This window comes from uncultured Amnibacterium sp., from assembly GCF_964244015.1.
Taxonomy (GTDB): domain Bacteria; phylum Actinomycetota; class Actinomycetes; order Actinomycetales; family Microbacteriaceae; genus Amnibacterium.
This window is the reverse complement of the sequence record NZ_CAXTHO010000062.1, coordinates 1-16,521: the sequence shown is the minus strand read 5'-3', so window position 1 is coordinate 16,521 and position 16,521 is coordinate 1. Positions and strand designations below refer to the sequence as shown.

General features: G+C 71.6%; 16 protein-coding genes. 6 read left to right on the top strand and 10 right to left on the bottom strand.

The genetic code is table 11. The features are described from left to right. Both ACFE67_RS08680 and serS read right to left on the bottom strand, forming a co-directional pair. Positions 1-735: HAD family hydrolase (locus ACFE67_RS08680; protein WP_375406477.1), on the bottom strand; the 735-nt coding region annotated here is incomplete at its 3' end. Then, positions 732-1,997, bottom strand: coding sequence for a serine--tRNA ligase (gene serS / locus ACFE67_RS08675; RefSeq protein ID WP_375406476.1), 1,266 nt, complete (start codon positions 1,995-1,997; stop codon positions 732-734). The genes serS and ACFE67_RS08680, both read right to left, overlap by 4 nt. An 86-nt stretch (positions 1,998-2,083) precedes the next feature. Between serS and ACFE67_RS08670 the strand changes: the two genes are divergently transcribed. The 4 genes from ACFE67_RS08670 (at position 2,084) to pgm (ending at position 8,057) form a co-directional block, all read left to right on the top strand. Further along, the gene (locus ACFE67_RS08670) at positions 2,084-3,118 is read left to right on the top strand and encodes a diacylglycerol/lipid kinase family protein (RefSeq protein WP_375406475.1); all 1,035 of its coding nucleotides are present in this window, start codon (positions 2,084-2,086) and stop codon (positions 3,116-3,118) included. Positions 3,119-3,193: 75 nt separating this feature from the next. Next, a complete protein-coding gene (locus ACFE67_RS08665) occupies positions 3,194-4,045 on the top strand; it encodes an amidase domain-containing protein (RefSeq protein WP_375406474.1) in 852 nt (283 codons plus the stop codon). A gap of 39 nt (positions 4,046-4,084) precedes the next feature. After that, on the top strand, positions 4,085-6,367 hold the full coding sequence (locus tag ACFE67_RS08660) for a prephenate dehydratase domain-containing protein (RefSeq protein WP_375406473.1): 2,283 nt from the start codon (positions 4,085-4,087) through the stop codon (positions 6,365-6,367). A gap of 67 nt (positions 6,368-6,434) precedes the next feature. Next, positions 6,435-8,057 (top strand): phosphoglucomutase (alpha-D-glucose-1,6-bisphosphate-dependent), encoded by a 1,623-nt coding sequence (gene pgm / locus ACFE67_RS08655; protein WP_375406472.1) that lies wholly within the window; start codon positions 6,435-6,437, stop codon positions 8,055-8,057. Positions 8,058-8,117: 60 nt separating this feature from the next. Here pgm and ACFE67_RS08650 read toward each other — a convergent pair whose 3' ends face one another. The 8 genes from ACFE67_RS08650 to ACFE67_RS08615 form a co-directional block, all read right to left on the bottom strand. Next, entirely contained in the window at positions 8,118-8,453 is a 336-nt protein-coding gene (locus tag ACFE67_RS08650; RefSeq protein ID WP_375406471.1) for a DUF202 domain-containing protein, read from the bottom strand. Further along, positions 8,450-8,815, bottom strand: a complete 366-nt coding sequence (locus tag ACFE67_RS08645) for a YidH family protein (protein WP_375406470.1) — start codon at positions 8,813-8,815, stop codon at positions 8,450-8,452. Before ACFE67_RS08645 ends, ACFE67_RS08650 begins: the two co-directional genes overlap by 4 nt. Positions 8,816-8,916: 101 nt before the next feature. Further along, complete coding sequence (locus ACFE67_RS08640; protein ID WP_375406469.1) at positions 8,917-9,828, bottom strand: hypothetical protein; 912 nt, start codon at positions 9,826-9,828, stop codon at positions 8,917-8,919. A gap of 138 nt (positions 9,829-9,966) precedes the next feature. After that, the gene (locus ACFE67_RS08635) at positions 9,967-10,782 is read right to left on the bottom strand and encodes a M15 family metallopeptidase (protein WP_375406468.1); all 816 of its coding nucleotides are present in this window, start codon (positions 10,780-10,782) and stop codon (positions 9,967-9,969) included. 52 nt (positions 10,783-10,834) lie between these two features. Continuing rightward, positions 10,835-11,680, bottom strand: a complete 846-nt coding sequence (locus ACFE67_RS08630; protein WP_375406467.1) for a universal stress protein — start codon at positions 11,678-11,680, stop codon at positions 10,835-10,837. Further along, a complete protein-coding gene (locus ACFE67_RS08625; RefSeq protein WP_375406466.1) occupies positions 11,677-13,110 on the bottom strand; it encodes an amino acid permease in 1,434 nt (477 codons plus the stop codon). The genes ACFE67_RS08630 and ACFE67_RS08625 overlap by 4 nt, the downstream gene beginning before the upstream one ends. Before the next feature lie 187 nt (positions 13,111-13,297). Then, positions 13,298-14,377 (bottom strand): biotin/lipoate A/B protein ligase family protein, encoded by a 1,080-nt coding sequence (locus ACFE67_RS08620; protein ID WP_375406465.1) that lies wholly within the window; start codon positions 14,375-14,377, stop codon positions 13,298-13,300. Beyond that, a complete protein-coding gene (locus ACFE67_RS08615; RefSeq protein WP_375406464.1) occupies positions 14,377-15,225 on the bottom strand; it encodes an alpha/beta fold hydrolase in 849 nt (282 codons plus the stop codon). The genes ACFE67_RS08620 and ACFE67_RS08615 overlap by 1 nt, the downstream gene beginning before the upstream one ends. Positions 15,226-15,275: 50 nt before the next feature. On the opposite strand from ACFE67_RS08615, the gene ACFE67_RS08610 reads away from it, so the two are divergent. After that, positions 15,276-15,833 carry a hypothetical protein gene (locus tag ACFE67_RS08610; RefSeq protein WP_375406463.1) on the top strand — a complete coding sequence of 186 codons (558 nt, stop codon included), beginning with the start codon at positions 15,276-15,278 and terminating at the stop codon, positions 15,831-15,833. Positions 15,834-16,007: 174 nt separating this feature from the next. Continuing rightward, the coding region (locus tag ACFE67_RS08605) for an MFS transporter (protein ID WP_375406462.1) at positions 16,008-16,521 on the top strand (514 nt) is incomplete at its 3' end.

Sequence of the window (16,521 nt, the reverse complement as noted above, 5' to 3'; positions counted from 1 at the left end):
CGCTGCCGCGATGACGTCGCCGGGCGCCTGGCCCATCGCGACGCCTCGGCCGGCCCAGCCGAGCATGTCGATGTCGTTGCGGCCGTCGCCGATCGCGATGGTGCGCTCGATCGGCACGCCCAGCTCGGCTCGCACCCACTCCATCGCGGTCGCCTTGTTCACGCCGTCGGGCGCGATGTCGAGCCACGCGGTCCAGCCGATCGCATAGCTGACCTGCTGCAGGCCCATCTGCTCGACGACGCCGAGGAACTCCTCCGTGGCGTGGTTCGGGGAGATGACGACGACGCGCGTCGCGCGGATGTCGAGCAGTCCCGCGAACTCGACCTCTTCGCTGCCGGGGCTCACGGCGGCCTCCGGGAAGCTCGCGGTGTGGCGGAAGTTCCCCTCCGCGTCCTCCACGGCGTAGTGCGCGTCGGACAGCGCGGTCGAGATCGTCGTCAGCACCTCGGTCGGGTCGAACGTCTCGATCCGAGCGCGCCGGTACTCGCCGTCGGCGTCGCGCTCGAGCGTCACCGCGCCGTTCGAGCAGACGAGGAACCGCGGCGCGACCCCCAGATCGGCCAGCACCGGCGTGGTGGAGGCGGCCGCGCGGCCGGTCGCCAGCATCACCTCGTGGCCGCGCGCATCGGCGCTTCGGACCGCTCCGAGCACTGCCGGCGACAGGAATCCGTCCTCGTGCAGCACCGTGCCGTCGATGTCGAGAGCCGCGAGCCAGCCGCCCCGCCCGAGCGTCACGTCGCCGGCTCCAGCACGGACAGGCCGCCGATGAAGGGGCGCAGCACCTCGGGCACGACGACCGAGCCGTCGGCGCGCTGATGCGTCTCGAGGATCGCCGCGATCCAGCGCGTGGTGGCGAGCGTGCCGTTCAGCGTCGCGACGGGCGCGGTGCGGCCGCTCTCCGTTCGATGCCGGATCGCGAGCCGGCGGGCCTGGTACGTCGTGCAGTTGGAGGTGGAGGTGAGCTCGCGGTAGGTCCCCTGCGTCGGGATCCACGCCTCCACATCGAACTTGCGGGCCGCGGAGGAGCCGAGGTCGCCCGCGGCGGTGTCGATCACGCGGTACGCGAGCCCGAGGTCGGTCATCATGCGCTCCTGCATGGCGAGCAGCCGGGCGTGCTCCTGCTCGGCGTCGGCGGGGTCGACGTACGAGAACATCTCGAGCTTGTCGAACTGGTGCGTGCGGATGATGCCGCGGGTGTCCCGGCCCGCACTCCCCGCCTCGAGGCGGTAGCAGGTGGACCAGCCGGCGTACCGCAGGGGACCACCGGCCAGGTCGATGATCTCGTCGGCGTGGTACCCGGCGAGCGCGACCTCGCTCGTGCCGGTGAGGTAGAGGTCCTCCCCCTCGATCTTGTAGACGGCGTCGGCGTGCGTGTCGAGGAAGCCGGTGCCGCGCATGATCTCGGGTTTGACGAGCGTCGGGGTGATGAGCGGCACGAAGTCGGCCGCGAGCGCGCGGTCGAGCGCGAGGTTCATCAGCGCCAGCTCGAGCCGCGCGCCGACGCCGCGGAGGTAGGAGAAGCGCGCTCCCGAGACCTTGGCGCCCCGCACCATGTCGATGGCGCCGAGCAGCTCGCCCAGCTCGAGGTGGTCGCGCGGATCGAAGTCGAAGGACGGGATCGGGCCGACCTCGCGGAGCACGACGTAGTCGTTCTCGCCGCCCTCCGGCACCCCCGCCAGCACCACGTTCGGGATCGCGGCGAGCGCTTCCTCGGCGATCGCCTCCGCCTCGCTCGAGCGCTCGGACGCAGCCCTGACCGCGACGGACAGCTCCTTCACCTGCGCGAGCAGAGCGGGCTTGTCCTGCTTGGCGGCGACGGCGACGCGCTTCCCGAAGGCGTTCTGCTCGGCCCGGAGGCCCTCGAACTCGGCGATGGCGTCCCTGCGGGCCGCGTCGGCGGCGACGGCGACGGCCACGAGAGCGACGTCCGCACGGCGAGCGCGCTGCGATTCCTCGACGACCTCCGGAGCCGCGCGAAGCAGCTGCGGATCGATCACGAGGCCAGCCTAAGCGCGCAGACCCTCGCCGTCGTTCCCAAGTCACATCCAGCGGATGCACCGGTGATGCTCAGTACGGTGGGGGCATGAGCGATGCGGACGGCACACCCACTCCGTTCGCCGCCGTCGTGTACAACCCCGTGAAGGTCGACGAGGCGAAGCTGCGTGCGTTCGTCGAGAAGGCGGAGGCGGAAGCCGGCTGGGCCCCGACGCGCTGGTACGAGACGAGCGTCCAGGACCCCGGCACCGGGCAGGCGGACCGCGCAGTCGCGGAGGGCGCATCCGTGGTGATGGCCGCGGGCGGTGACGGCACGATCCGATCCGTCGCGGAGGGTCTCGGCGGCAGCGACGTCCCGATCGGACTCCTCCCCTCCGGCACCGGCAATCTGCTGGCCAGGAACCTGCGCCTGTCGCTGAACCGGCTGGAGGAGTCCGTGCGCACCGCGTTCACCGGTGTCGACCGCGCCATCGACCTCGGCACGGTCGAGCTGGAGCGCGCGGACGGCAGCCGCGACCGGCACTCGTTCGTGGTGATGGCCGGCCTGGGCATCGACGCGGCCATGATCGCGAACACCGACCCAGAGCTGAAGAAGCGGGTCGGCTGGCTCGCCTACGTCGGCGGGATCGTCGCCGCACTGCGCGGTGAGAACACGGTGCGCCTCCGGTTCCAGCTCGACGACCACCAGGCGCGCTCGATCCGCGTGAACTCGGTGCTGATCGGCAACTGCGGCCTGCTGACGGGGAACATCCTGCTGCTGCCGGAGGCCGCCGTCGACGACGGCGTCTTCGACATCGTCGCGCTGCGGCCGGACGGGCTCCTCGGCTGGTTCCAGATCCTGTGGAAGGTGCTGTGGGAGAACGGCGTCATGCGCCGCACCGAGGTCGGGCGCAAGATCCTCTCCCGCACCAAGGAGGTGCGCACGCTGCGGTACCTGAAGGGCAAGGAGATCGTGCTGCGCACCGAGGAGCCGCAGCAGTTCCAGCTCGACGGCGACTCGATGGGCGAGGTGGTGGCCGTGCGCGCTCGCATCCGGCCGCGGGGTCTGGCCGTGCGCATCCCGGCGTCGGAGGCCGACGTGCTGCCCGCCTCCGATGAGGCGAAGGCGGCCCAGGCCGCCTGAGGATCGCGTGCGGATCGCCGACGCGCGATCGAACACGCCCGGCGGACGCGTCGACGCCGCCTACCGTCGCAGCCCGTGGTCGGGGGAACGCGGAGACAGCTGCTCGTCGCGCTGGGCGTGGTCGTCGTCGGTGGCGGGCTCGCCGGGTGCAGCACCCGTGCGAGCGGTACCGGCGCCCCGGTCGCCGCCGCGGCCACCGGTCCCACCGCCAGGGTCGTCTCGCCGGAGGCCGTCTCCGTGCGGGGCGGGACCGTGGTGGAGGTGCAGGGATCGGGGCTGGGCGCCATCACGACCGTCCGCGTCGGCGGGACATCGGTCGACGTGACCTCCGCGAGCGCCGGACGGGTCGTGTTCGTCGCACCGGCGAGCGTCGACTTCGCGAGCGGTGCCACGCCCGCAGCCCTCCTTCACGGGTCGAGCGCCGTGACCACGACGCCCATCCCCTACGCCGCCGTCGATGGGGTCGACCGCCAGCTGCAGTACCTGCTGCGGTATTGGCGCGACTACAACCCCGCCTACCAGCGCCTCGGCTCGACCGACTGCGTCGACTTCGCGAGCCAGTCCCTGCTCGCCCGCGGCTGGTCGCAGCAGGGGTCGTGGACGCATGCGGAGCAGGTCGCGCAGTCGGGCGGCGCCTGGATCAGCTCGACCCTGTTCCGCGACTTCATGACCGCCCACCCCGAACTCGGGACGGCGCTGACCGACGACGAGCGGGCGAAGGTGCGGCTCGGCGACATCGTGCAGTTCGATTGGGACGGCTCGGGCGATCGCGACCACACGGGTGTCGTCACCCGGATCACTACGGACGGCGATCGGATCAGGATCAGCTTCGCGGGGCACACGACCGACTCCGACTACCGCGACGTCGACGAGGCGATCACGAAGGACCATCCGGGCGGCACCGCCTTCTACTGGTCGCTCGACTGACCGACGGCGAGGTCCCGCCCGCACTGGCATCCTTGCTCCATGGCGGACGTGGAGGGGGGCGATGGCCTGCTCGTCGTGGTCGGCGCCGCGCTCGGGCCCGGGCGCTGGTTCGCCGACCGACTCGCCGACGGCGCCCGCGCCGCGGTGCTGGTCGACACGGCAGCCGCAGCCGGCGCCCTCCGCGGCCGCGACGACGGCACCACGCACGTGGCCGTGCTGGGCGACGACGGCCGGCTCACCCGCGTCGTCGACGGGTCGGTGATCGCGCCCGGCGTCGCCGCGACGGTCGTGGTCGCCGTCCCGGTGGCCGCCATGCCCGACGTGCTGCGGTCGCTCGCGGGGCGCATCGGCCCCGACACCGACGTCGTGCTGGTCACCAGCACGATGGGCGAGACGCTCGACGCCGCGCGCCCCCTGGTGCGGGACGCCGCGCTCTGGGGCATCCACCTCCTGTTCGACCCGAACCTGACCGCCGTCGACGGGCAGAGCGTGTCCGTCGTGGGCGAGGGTGTCGTCGGCGAGGGTGCGACCGTCCCCGCATGGCTGGACGACGTCGTGACCGGCAGCGGCGGCGTGCTCCGCACGGGGACGGCGGAGGAGCACGACGCCGCGATGGCGAGCGTGCAGGCCACCACGCATCGGGCGCTCGTGGCGTTCGCGGACGCGGTGACGCGCAGCGACGTCGGTCTCGACGCGCTGTGGGCGCTCCGCACACCCCTGTTCGACAGCCTGTTCGGCTTGACGGCCCGCGCCCTCGACCCGCGGCAGCAGGCGCAGGTCGCGTCCGTGCAGGCGGCGAGCGGCCGGGCCGCCGGCGCGCTGCTCGCCGCCTCCCTCCGGCAGCTCGACGACGAGGACTTCGAGGCGTCCGTCGTGCGCGTGCGCGATCGCATCACGGGCGCGCTGTTCGAGGAGCTGCAGGCGTCCGCCACCGCCGGCATCCAGGCGGCGCAGGCGCGCAGGCGCGACATCTCGCGGCGTCGGCGCGACGGCCGGATCGTCGGGCTGCGCCGGATCGGCGGGACCGGGCCGGTGCGGGTCGGGCGGATCGTCGACGTCAGCCCGACCCGGGTCGAGCTCGCCGTGCTGCTCGTCGGGCGCGCCGGGCGAGGGGCGCTGCTCGACGGGCCCGGCCTCGACAACGCGCAGCGGCTCGGCGTGTCGATGACGGTGCGGACGCAGTCGTTCGGTCTCGGCCACATCGAGCTGCTGGCGGAGGCGGACCTGGCGGCGGTGCTCGACGAGCAGCTCGCGTTCCTCGGCCGGGACGTCCGCTTCCTCGTCCCCGAGTCCGTCGCCGGCAGCGGGGTCGCGCGCGTCGTCGCGCAGTTCGACGGGCTGCGCGACGTGCGGCTGGTCGACGAGGTGGTGCGCACCGGGCAGCGGTCGGTGGTCGTGCATCTCGGCATCCGCGCGGACCGCGACGTGGAGGCGACCATCGAAGCCGTCCGCCGCGAGGTCGAGGCCGCGTACGCCTGGCCGGTCGGCGTCGCCCGCACCGTGGCGAGCGACGTGTTCGACGTGGCGTACCTCGGGCCGGCCGGCACGTTCTCGGAGGCGGCTGCGCTGCAGTGCGCCACGAGCATCGGTCTGCAGGCGGGCACCCTGCTCGCGCATGGCACCTTCCCCGAGGTACTCGCCTCCATCGGCCCCGGCACGATCGCCGTGCTGCCGATCTCGAGCTCGGCTTCCGGGCTCGTGTGGCGTGCCGTCGACGCGCTGCTGACCCACCCGGAGCCGATCGACGCGAGCGGCGTGGTCGACGTCGCGGTCCGGTTCGACGCCTACACGGCCACGTCCGGATCGCTCGAGTCGTTCCGCGGCGCCCCCGTGTTCAGCCATCCGCAGGGCCTCGCGCAGTGCACCCGGTTCATCGCACGATGGGGCCTGCGGCCCGTGCAGGCCGACTCGACCGCCGGTGCGCTCGAGGCGGCGCTCGCCTCGGAGGTACCCGCCGTCGCGCTGGGCGGGGCGGACCTCGCCACCGGCGAGCTGCGCGTGATCGAGCGGGAGGTCGACGACCTCTCGGGCTCGATCACCCGGTTCCTGGTCCTCGGCGCGCCTGGCGAGTTCGCACCGCAGCGGGACGGCTCCGATCCGACGCTCCGCTCGGTCCGCGTCGGCGCCCGGGCTGCGGACGCGCTGCCGCTGCTCGCACGCGGAGGTGCCGCGTTCTCCGAGCTGCTCACCGATGACGCGGGCCGCTTCCTCCTCATCTCGAGCGCCCCCGGCGACGGGTCCGGGGATCCGGATGGGGTCCGCCTCCTCGGCACGCTCCCCTGGTCGCCGCGCACCCCGGTCGTCCGCGTCGCCGCCGGCTGACCCTCCGTTTTGTAGGCAGGTTCTGCCTACAAAACGGAGAGTCAGGCGGGTGGGCCAGGATGTGGGCATGACCTCACGAGCAGGGACGCCGGCGCAGTCGTCCGATCTGATCGACGTCGAGCAGCTGGTCGCGGCCTACTGGTCCGGGCACCCCGATGCGACGGATCCGGAGCAGAAGGTGGTGTTCGGCACCTCCGGGCATCGCGGCAGCTCGTTCGACACCGCGTTCAACGACGATCACATCGCCGCGATCACCCAGGCGATCGTCGAGTACCGCACCGCGCAGGGCACGACCGGGCCGCTGTTCATCGGCGCCGACACGCACGCGCTGTCGGCGCCGGCGCAGACGACGGCGCTGGAGGTGCTGGTCGGCAACGGCGTGCGGGTGCTCGTCGACGAGTTCGACGGCTTCACCCCGACGCCCGCCGTCAGCCACGCGATCATCCGCTACAACCGCACCGCGGCTGCCGACGATCAGGCCGACGGCATCGTCGTGACCCCGAGCCACAACCCTCCCTCGGACGGCGGATTCAAGTACAACCCCCCGCACGGCGGCCCCGCGGACTCGGACGCGACGAACTGGATCGCGGACCGCGCGAACGAGATCATCGCCGGCGGCCTGGCCGAGGTGCGGCGGGCGGAGCCGTCCGCGGTCGAGACCTACGACTTCCGCACGCACTACGTCGACGACCTCGCGTCGATCATCGACATCGAGGCGATCAAGCGGTCCGGGATCAGGATCGGCGCGGACCCGCTCGGCGGCGCGTCCGTCAGCTACTGGCAGGCGATCGCCGACACCTACGACCTCGACCTGACGGTCGTCAACCCGGTCGTCGACCCGCAGTGGGGGTTCATGACGCTCGACTGGGACGGGAAGATCCGCATGGATCCCTCCTCCCCCTCCGCGATGGCCTCGGTCGTCACGCGCGCCGGCGACTACGACATCCTCACGGGGAACGACGCGGACTCGGACCGGCACGGCATCGTCACGCCCGATGCCGGGCTGATGAACCCGAACCACTACCTGGCCGTCGCGATCCAGTACCTGTACACGCACCGACCGGACTGGCCCGCCACGGCGAAGGTCGGCAAGACGCTCGTCTCGTCCTCGATGATCGACCGCGTCGCCGAGTCGATCGGCCGCGAGCTGGTCGAGGTGCCGGTCGGGTTCAAGTGGTTCGTACCCGGCCTGATCGACGGCTCGGTCGCGTTCGGCGGCGAGGAGAGCGCGGGCGCCAGCTTCCTGAAGTTCGACGGCACCGCGTGGACGACCGACAAGGACGGGATCCTGCTGGCGCTGCTGGCCGCCGAGATCCGTGCGGTGACCGGGAAGTCCCCGAGCGAGCTGTACCGCGAGCTGACCGACCTCTTCGGCGACCCCGCCTACGCGCGAGTCGACGCCCCGGCCTCGAAGGCGCAGAAGGCGGTGCTCGGCAAGCTCGACGGCGACGCGATCTCGGCCACCGAGCTCGCGGGCGAGCCGATCACGGCGAAGCTCTCGAAGGCGCCGGGCAACGGCGCCGCGATCGGCGGGGTGAAGGTCGCCTCCGAGTCCGCGTGGTTCGCGGCCCGCCCCTCCGGCACCGAGGACGTGTACAAGATCTACGCCGAGTCCTTCAAGGGCCCGGAGGACCTGAAAGTGGTCCAGGCGGAGGCGAAGCGCATCGTCGACGAGGCCCTCGGCGGCTGATGCGGTCGTTTCCGACTGGTGCGGGTGCGACCCGAACCGCACCAGTCGGAAATCGCCGCTTTAGCGCTGGTAGAGCAGGGCGTACAGGAGACCGAGAGCGGCGCCGGCTCCCGTGAAGCACGCCAGTGCCAGCAGCAGCGCGCCTCCCGGCATCGCCGATGTCGGACGGAGATCGCGGAAGACGGCCTCGACCGCGCTGTGACGGCGCTGCGCCAGCACCCAGAGCAGTCCGGCGACGGCGACACCGCCGAGGCCGAACGTGATCGACCACCCGCCGAGCACGTCGGGAAGCACCCGCATCGAGATCAGCGCGCCGACGGCGAGCGCGAGGAGGGTGCGCCGCCAGGCGAGCTGCGTGCGCTCGGGCTGCAGCCCCGGGTCTCGCGCCGCGGTCACCGGAGCAGAACCCCGAGTACCACGAGTGCCGCCACGAGGAGCACGCCGATGGCGAGCGGCAGGGTGATGATCGAGCCGGGCAGGGGCTTTCCGAGGCGCATGGCGCGCTCGCTGACGGCCCAGTTCGAGTAGGCGAGCACCGGCACGGCCAGCCCGAGCACCAGCAGCACGATCGACGTGGCCATGCGTACCCAGGTCGGGAGCGGCAGGGCGACCGCGTCGATCGCGACGCCGCCAGCGATGAGCGCGAGAGCGGTGCGGATCCACGCGAGGAACGTGCGCTCGTTCGCGAGCGTGAACCGCGGGTCGGGCTCCGTTCCTACGCCGTAGACCGCCTTCGGGAAGCGGGAGGACGACTGCACGGTCACGAGCGTGCCACGGCCGTCAGCCGAACGCGGCGCCGGACGCTGGTGCGGCCATTTCCGACTGGTGCGGGTGCGGTCGCACCAGCACCAGTCGGAAATCACCGCACGAGACGCGGGATGCGGACACCGGCCGCACGAAGGATCGGCCCGAGGAGGCGAGCGCTGCGCCCCTCCACCCATCCCCACCGCGCCCATCCCTTCGTGACTCGACGGCCGCGGTCCTCGCGCACCTTCTCGTCGTAGGCCTTCCGTCCCCCGCCCTTCGCCGCGAACCTCGGATCGAGGAACTTCACGAGGCCGTCGAACTCCGCCGCGACCTCCTCGTCGGGGAACCAGAAGTCGGCCTTCCCGATGAGACCGGCCCTGTCGAAGAGCTTGTGCTGCAGCACGGGACGCAGTCCCAGATCGCGCATCGTCACGCGTGAGACCGATTCGCCGGCCGATCCCGAGTCGCCGTCCGCGAACTGCGCGACCTCCGCGATCCGCCGCCACGAGCGGCGGGGACCTGCGAGCTCGATCGCCTGCTCGAGCATCCCCTGAGAGAGACCGGAAGCGAGCGCTGCGTCCGCCACGACCACGCCCTCCTCGAACGTGCTGGCGCCGGCGATGTCGACGACGGTCCGTCCCATCGTCGTGAGCAGGAGGCCGCCCACCTCGACGACCTCCTCGTCGAGGACGGAGAAGACATGACCGGTGACCTGCCGGAAGTACCGATCCCCCGCCTCCTCCACCGTGATGTGCACCGTGCCGAGATGGTTGCCGATCATCGCCAGCTCGTGGCCGACGCCCGCGGACCAGTGGGAGAAGAGGATCGGCCGATCGGAGGCCGTCGCGAGCGCCCGCATCGCGACCAGATGGAGGTCCTCCGTGCGCAACTCGGCGACGTCGTCTGCGAGGACGTAGATGCCTCCTCGGACACGCCGGAAGCGGCCGCGGGTCGTGTCCCGCGCAGCAGCACGCTGCTCACGGCCGTCCCTCGCCACGATCAGTTCGACATCCCACCCGTTCACGCCGGGAAGCATGCCGCCGCTCGCGGCTTCGTGTCTTGTGGAGGAGAGGATCTCGCCGGGTGTGCAGGGATTTCCGACTGGTGCGGCTGCGGTCGCACCCGCACCAGTCGGAAATCGCCGCACGAGTGCGGCAGTGGGTCAGTAGTCGGGGGAGGCCGGGAGGCCGAAGAACTGCTCGAGCGTCTTCACGCCTGTGATGTGCATCTGCTTCGCAGCCGCCTTGCCGATATAGCGGAAGTGCCACGGCTCTGTCTGGATGCCGGTGATCCTCGTGTAGCCGAGGGGGTACCGGAGGATCCAGCCGTACTTCCACGAGTTCGTCGCCAGCCACTTCGCGGCAGGATGGGACTCGAAGCAGACCGCGAGATCGCAGGAGGTGCCGTCGCCCAAGTCGTCGGCGAGGCCCGTCTGGTGCTCGCTGTACCCCGGCTTCGCGGTCAGCCCGAGCGTGGTCGCGCGACCGAGCTGCTGCAGGTTCCGGTCGAAGATCGACGTCTGGGTGGCATAGGAGCGGTAGGCGGACAGCGAGTAGAGCGTGATCCCGTCCCGCTTCGCCGCCGCGAACATCGTGGTCAGCGCCGAGGCGGCGACCTTCCGCAGCTGCGGCACGTTCGTGTGGGGCACGACGGGCGTGACGAGGTCGGCGGGGACGTACGTCTTCGGGCTCAGCCGCCGCTGCTTGTCGACGACGACCCAGATGCTCGTCGGGTCGTCGAGCGAGTGCGCGGACCGGTCGAAGGTCGGCGTTCGAGTCGACGGTGCCGGCGCCGGCCTCACCGTCGCCGTCGCCGTCGGGGTCGCCGTCGGGGTCGCCGTGTGCACCGCCTGCGCGGTGGAGGCGGACCCGGAGGACGGCACGGTCGGCACGGTCGGCGGTGTCGAGCAGCCGGTCAGCGCGAGCACGGCGGCGACCGCCCCGGCCACGCGGAGGCGGCCGATCGTCGCGCGGAGCACTCGCGGAGCCTACGCATGGGCCGCGACGCCTGTTCGGCGACACGGCACGCGCCTACGGCCGCGGCACCACCATCACCGGGATCCGAGCATGCCGGAGCAGCCGCGCGGACACCCCGCCGAGCAGCACCCGTCGCGCGGGCCCGTAGCCGCGCGATCCGCAGACGAGCAGGTCGGTGTCGCCCGGGCGCAGGTCGGCGAGCGCGTCCACCACGGGTCCTTCCAGCAGGCGGACGTGCTCGCCCGGAGCGGCGGCGCTCTGCACGGACTGCGTGAAGTCCTCGCGCTGCGCCTCCGCGAACCGCCGCGGCTCGCCGAGGGAGGGTCGGACGAGGGTATCCGGCAGCACGGAGAGCAGCTCGACGGAGGCGGACAGCGCCGTGCCGATGGACCGGCCGGCACCGAGCGCCGCGCGGCCGTCGGGCGTGTCGATGTAGGCGATCGAGATCCTCGCGAAGTGGTCGGGCGCGAACTCCTCGTAGTCCCACGGCACCAGGACGACCGGTCCCGGCGCTCCGGAGAGCAGCCGACTCGCGGTGCTGCCGGGTGCCGTGCGCCGGACGCCGCCGGTGCTGTTCGAGCCGAGCACCGCGAGCGCGTCGCCACCCGCACCCTCCAGCGCGTCGTGCAGCCCGCGAGGCGCCGACTCCGCTGCGACGGCGCTGAAGGTCGCCTCCGTGCCCGCGAGCGCAGTCCGCGCCTCATCGAGGATGCGGTCGGCCTCCTCGCGGTTGTAGGCGACCCACTCGCCGTCGACCCGTCCGCGGCCGATGGGCGCGCCTCCCGGGTACACGGTCACCACGTGGAGCTCGCGCCCCGTCGCGGCGGCGAACCGAGTCGCGAACGTCAGGACGTCGGGCCCGGCCGCACCCTTGTAGGCGGCGACGACCGGCGCGCTCACGCGCCCTCCACCGGGGGCAGATCGGTCTTCTCACCGGTCCGGAGGCGCGAGTGCGAGCGTGAGTACGTGAAGTAGATGACGAGCCCGATGATCAGCCAGACGACGAACCGCAGCTTGGTCTCGATGGGTAGCTGCACGATGAGATACCCGCAGAGGATGATGCCGATCGCGGGGAACACCGGCACGAACGGGACCTTGAAGGGCCGCTCGAGATCCGGGCGGGTGCGCCGCAGCACGATCACGCCGATGTTCACGAGGATGAAGGCGAAGAGCGTGCCGATGTTCGTCAGCTCCACGATGACGCTCAGGGGCACCAGCGCCGCGAGGATCGCGATCAGGATCCCGAAGCCGACGGTGATCTTCGCCGGCGTCCCGAAGCGGGGGCTGACGGAGGCGAGCCGCCGCGGCAGCAGGCCGTCCCGGCACATGGCGAAGAAGATGCGCGTCTGGCCGTACATGATCACGAGCACCACGCTGGTGATCGCGATGAGCGCCCCGAGCGAGAGCACCGCGCCCGCCCACGGGATGCCGGCCCCCTCCCGCAGCGCGGTGGAGAGCGGGGCGTCGCTGTCGGCGAGCGTCTTGGTGTTCGCGATGCCGACCGCTGTGAACGACACCAGCACGTAGAGCACGGTGGAGATGAGCAGCGAGCCGATGATCGCGATCGGCAGGTCACGGGCGGGCTTCTTCGTCTCCTCCGAGGCCGTCGTCACGGCGTCGAAGCCGATGTAGGCGAAGAAGATCGTGCTGGCAGCGGCGGCGATGCCGGGCACGCCCTTCGGTGCGAACGGCGTGAAGTGGGTGGGATCGAACGCCGTGATCGCGACGACGATGAAGAAGAGCAGGATCGCGATCTTCACGCCGACCATGACCGCGTTGATGCGGGTGCTCTCCCGCGTGCCGATGGTGAGGAGCAGCGTGATCCCGAGCACGACGACGACCGCGGGGATGTTGAACACGCCGCCTTCGGAGGGCGACTGCGAGATCGCCGTGGGCAGCGAGACGTCGAAGGCGGACTTCAGGAACTCGTTGATGTTCCCGCCCCATCCCACGGCGACGGCCGCGACCGAGACCCCGTACTCGAGGATCAGGTCCCAGCCGATGATGAAGGCCACGAGCTCGCCGAGCGTCGCGTACGAGAACGTGTACGCGCTGCCCGACACGGGCACCGCTGCGGAGAGCTCGGCGTAGGAGAGCGCCGAGAAGGCGCAGGTCACACCCGCGAGGATGAAGGCGAGGATCACGCCGGGACCGGCGAGCCCGGCTCCCTGGCCGATCACCACGAAGATCCCGGTGCCGATGATCGCGCCGACGCCCAGGGCGGTCAGCGCGACGGGTCCGATGCTCTTCTTGAGCTGCTCGCCCTCGGTCGCCGTGTCCTTCACCAGATCGGCGATGCTCCTGGTGACGAACAGGTCTCTGACTGCCACGGCGGCCCCTCCTGCCCGGCACGTGCGCGCCCGAGCAGCCACATCGTGGCGCGGATGAACCCGACATGAACAGAGGGTGTCGGCGCACTCGGAGGAAGCCGAAACCTGGACTTCACACGCCGCGATCACCTCCGCGCTCACCGCTGCGCAGATCCACCGTCGGTACGTGGCCGACTCCTGAACGGCGTCAGGGCACGCGCTCGAGCCACTCCCTCGTCGAGAATTTCGTCCGCACCAGTTCCTCCGCCTCGGCCAGCTCCTCCGGCGTCAGGTCGGTGCGCGTCGCGCCGGTGAGCCGGACGAAGGTCTCCTCCATGCGCTCGATGATCGCCGCGCGGGGTAGGCCGGTCTGCTTGCGGAGGGGGTCGACCCGCTTCGCGGCGGAGACCGTGCCCTTGTCGCTCATCTTCTCGCGGCCGATCCGCAGCACCTGGACCATCTTGTCGCCGTCCATGTCGTACGACATCGTCACGTGGTGCAGCACGGCGCCGCTGCGCGTGCCGGGGAGCGGGGCGAGCCGCTTCTGCGCGGCGCCGCCGATCTTCCCGAGCGGCGAGCTGATGTCGTTCAGTCCCTGGTACGTCGCGTCGATGCCAAGCGAGCGAAGGGCCTGCAGCACCCAGTCGTCCAGGTAGGCGTACGACTCGGCGAACGACATCCCGAGCACCAGGTCGCCCGGCGCGTAGAGCGAGTAGGTGACGACGCTGCCCGCCTCCATGAACATGGCTCCGCCGCCCGTGATCCGCCGCACGACGTCGACCCCGTACTTCGCGGCGTTGTCCGCGTCCACCTCGTTCTTCAGAGACTGGAAGCTGCCGATCACGACGGCCGGCTCGTCCCACTCCCAGATGCGCAGCGTCGGCGGGCGTCGTCCGTCGCCGACCTCGTCGAGCAGCACCTGGTCGAGGGCGAGGTGCATCGCCGGGCGCACCGCCACGGGGTGCAGCAGCTCCCACTCGAAGTCGCGCCAGTCGGCGGCCCTCCCGATCGCACGCCGCACGGTCGTTGCGACGGACTCGGGGGTGAAGCCGAGCAGGACCGCCCCGGCGGGAAGCGTGGCGCGGACCGCGCCGGCGATGTCGGCAGCGGAGGATTCCGCGGGCAGGCCGGTGACCGCGCGGTCGATCGCCTCCAGCGCCTCATCGGGCTCGAGGAAGAAGTCGCCGGCAAGGCGGAACCGGGCGATCCTGCCGTCTTCGACCTCCAGGTCGACGACGACCAGCTTGCCGCCGGGCACCTTGTATTCCCCATGAAGCATGTTGCCCATCACGGCGCCTCCTTCAGTACGTGCGCGTCGATCCAGGCCACCAGGTCGGCGATGACCTCGTCGCGGTTCGTCTCGTTGAAGACCTCATGGCGAGCGCCCTCGTAGATGCGGACGGTCACGTCCCGGAGTCCCGCTCGCTCTCGGTAGACGCGGGCGAGGCGCTCGACGCTCCTGCCTCCCCCGAGGGTGTCGTCGGAGCCGACCTGCAGCAGCAGCGGGAGGGCTTCGGGCAGGTTCCGCGAGGGGCGGCCGAGCAACCGGAGCGCGTCCCGCAGGCCGATCAGCTTCGTGGTCTGGGCGGGGAAGGTCAGCGGATCCGCGACCCAGGCCTGCGCGACGGCGGGATCGCGGCTGAGCCATTCGGCGCCGGTGGTCCCGAGCGAACGGTGCTTCCGGTTCAGATCGCCGGCATCCATGAAGCCCGGAAGGCGGTACGCGGTCCCGGTCAGCACGATGCCCTCGTAGGCGTCGGGCCGGGCGTTCAGTGCCATCTGCGCCATCAGCGAGCCCCAGCTGTGGGCGACGAGCACGAGCGGCACGTCGGGGAAGCGCTCCCGGGTCAGGTCCCGGAACCGGCCGATCGCCGCGATCGTCGCGCGGAGTCCACCCGGACCGAGCCGGCCGAGCTTCCCCGGGTCGCCCCACTGCCGCATCCCGGTCGCACCGTGCCCTCGATGGTCGTCGGCGACGACGGTGAAGCCCGCGCGGTTGAGATCGGCCGCGAACGCGGCGTACCGCATCGCGTGCTCGCCGATGCCGTGCGAGAGCTGCACCACGGCGCGCGGCGACTCGACCGCCCACTCCACGGTCTCGATGACGACGCCCTCGTCGTCCGTGAAGGAAGCCACGGGTCGATTCTGGTGGCGAACCACGTCGCCCGTGCACCATGCTCGCGACCATGGCGACCGCCCGGCTCCCCCTTCGGATCCGCTTCGGCATGGCGGTGCTCGCGCTGATCGCGGTACTGCTGGTCGGCGGCGCGACCGCCGTGCTGCAGGTCGGCGCCGGCGCGCTTCAGGTCACGGACGGGGGCGAGTGGAGCAGCTCGGCGACGTCGAGGACCTGGTTCGGGCTGGAGCTGACCAACGATTCATCGATCCCGGTCGTGCTGCGGTCGGTGCGTCCCGTGGTCGCCTCGAACGCCCGGATCGTCGAGACGCGCGTGCTCGATCATCTGGCGGCGGATGGAGGGATCGGGATCGTCAGCCCTCCGGTGCGGGGACGCCTCGGCACGGCCGTCGATGCCGCACCGCAGGTCGACGGCTTCGTCGTGCCTGCTCACAGCGAGAACCGGTATCAGCTGATCGTGCTCGTCGAGCGGATCCGGCCCGGTACGGCTGCGGTGGTGCGGCTGACGGACGTCGGCTTCACGGCGCTCGGCCTCGACCACGGCTTCCGCAGCCACGCCGTCGTCTGCATCCGCGCTCCCGGCGCTCGGGACTGCCCACCCGCCTGATGCCCCCTCCGCGTCTCGTGACACGCGACGCGGGGTCGATCCGCCTTCGAATTGCGATGCGAGTCGCTTCCGCGCGCTCGATCCGACTCGAATCACGACCCGTGGGACGGCTTCGAATCCGACGCGCGATCGTTCCCGCCGGATACACAGTCCAGGCTGCGTATACTGGTGACGATGAGTGGGATCACGGGTGCCGGCATGTTCCGGTCGCTCCGTGTCCACGACTACCGCCTCTGGGCCTCGGGCGCGATCGTCTCCAACGTCGGCACCTGGATGCAGCGGACGACGCAGGACTGGATCGTCCTGACCCGCCTCACCGATCACGACGCATTCGCGGTGGGTGTCACGACGGCGCTGCAGTTCGGCCCGCAGCTGTTCCTCTCGCCGCTCACCGGGCTGGTGGCCGACCGCGTGCCGAAGCGCACCTTGCTCACGATCACCCAGGCGGTCATGGCCGCGCTCGGGCTCGCGCTCGGGCTGCTGGTCCTCTCCGGCACCGACACGCTCCTTGAGGTGTACGGGTTCGCCCTCCTGCTCGGCATCACCGCGGCGTTCGATGCCCCGGCGCGCCAGAGTTTCGTCTCCGACCTGGTCGGACCCGACGACGTCTCCAACGCGGTGGCCCTGAACTCCGCCTCGTTCAACCTCGCGCGCCTGCTCGGCCCAGCGGTCGCCGGGCTGCTGACCG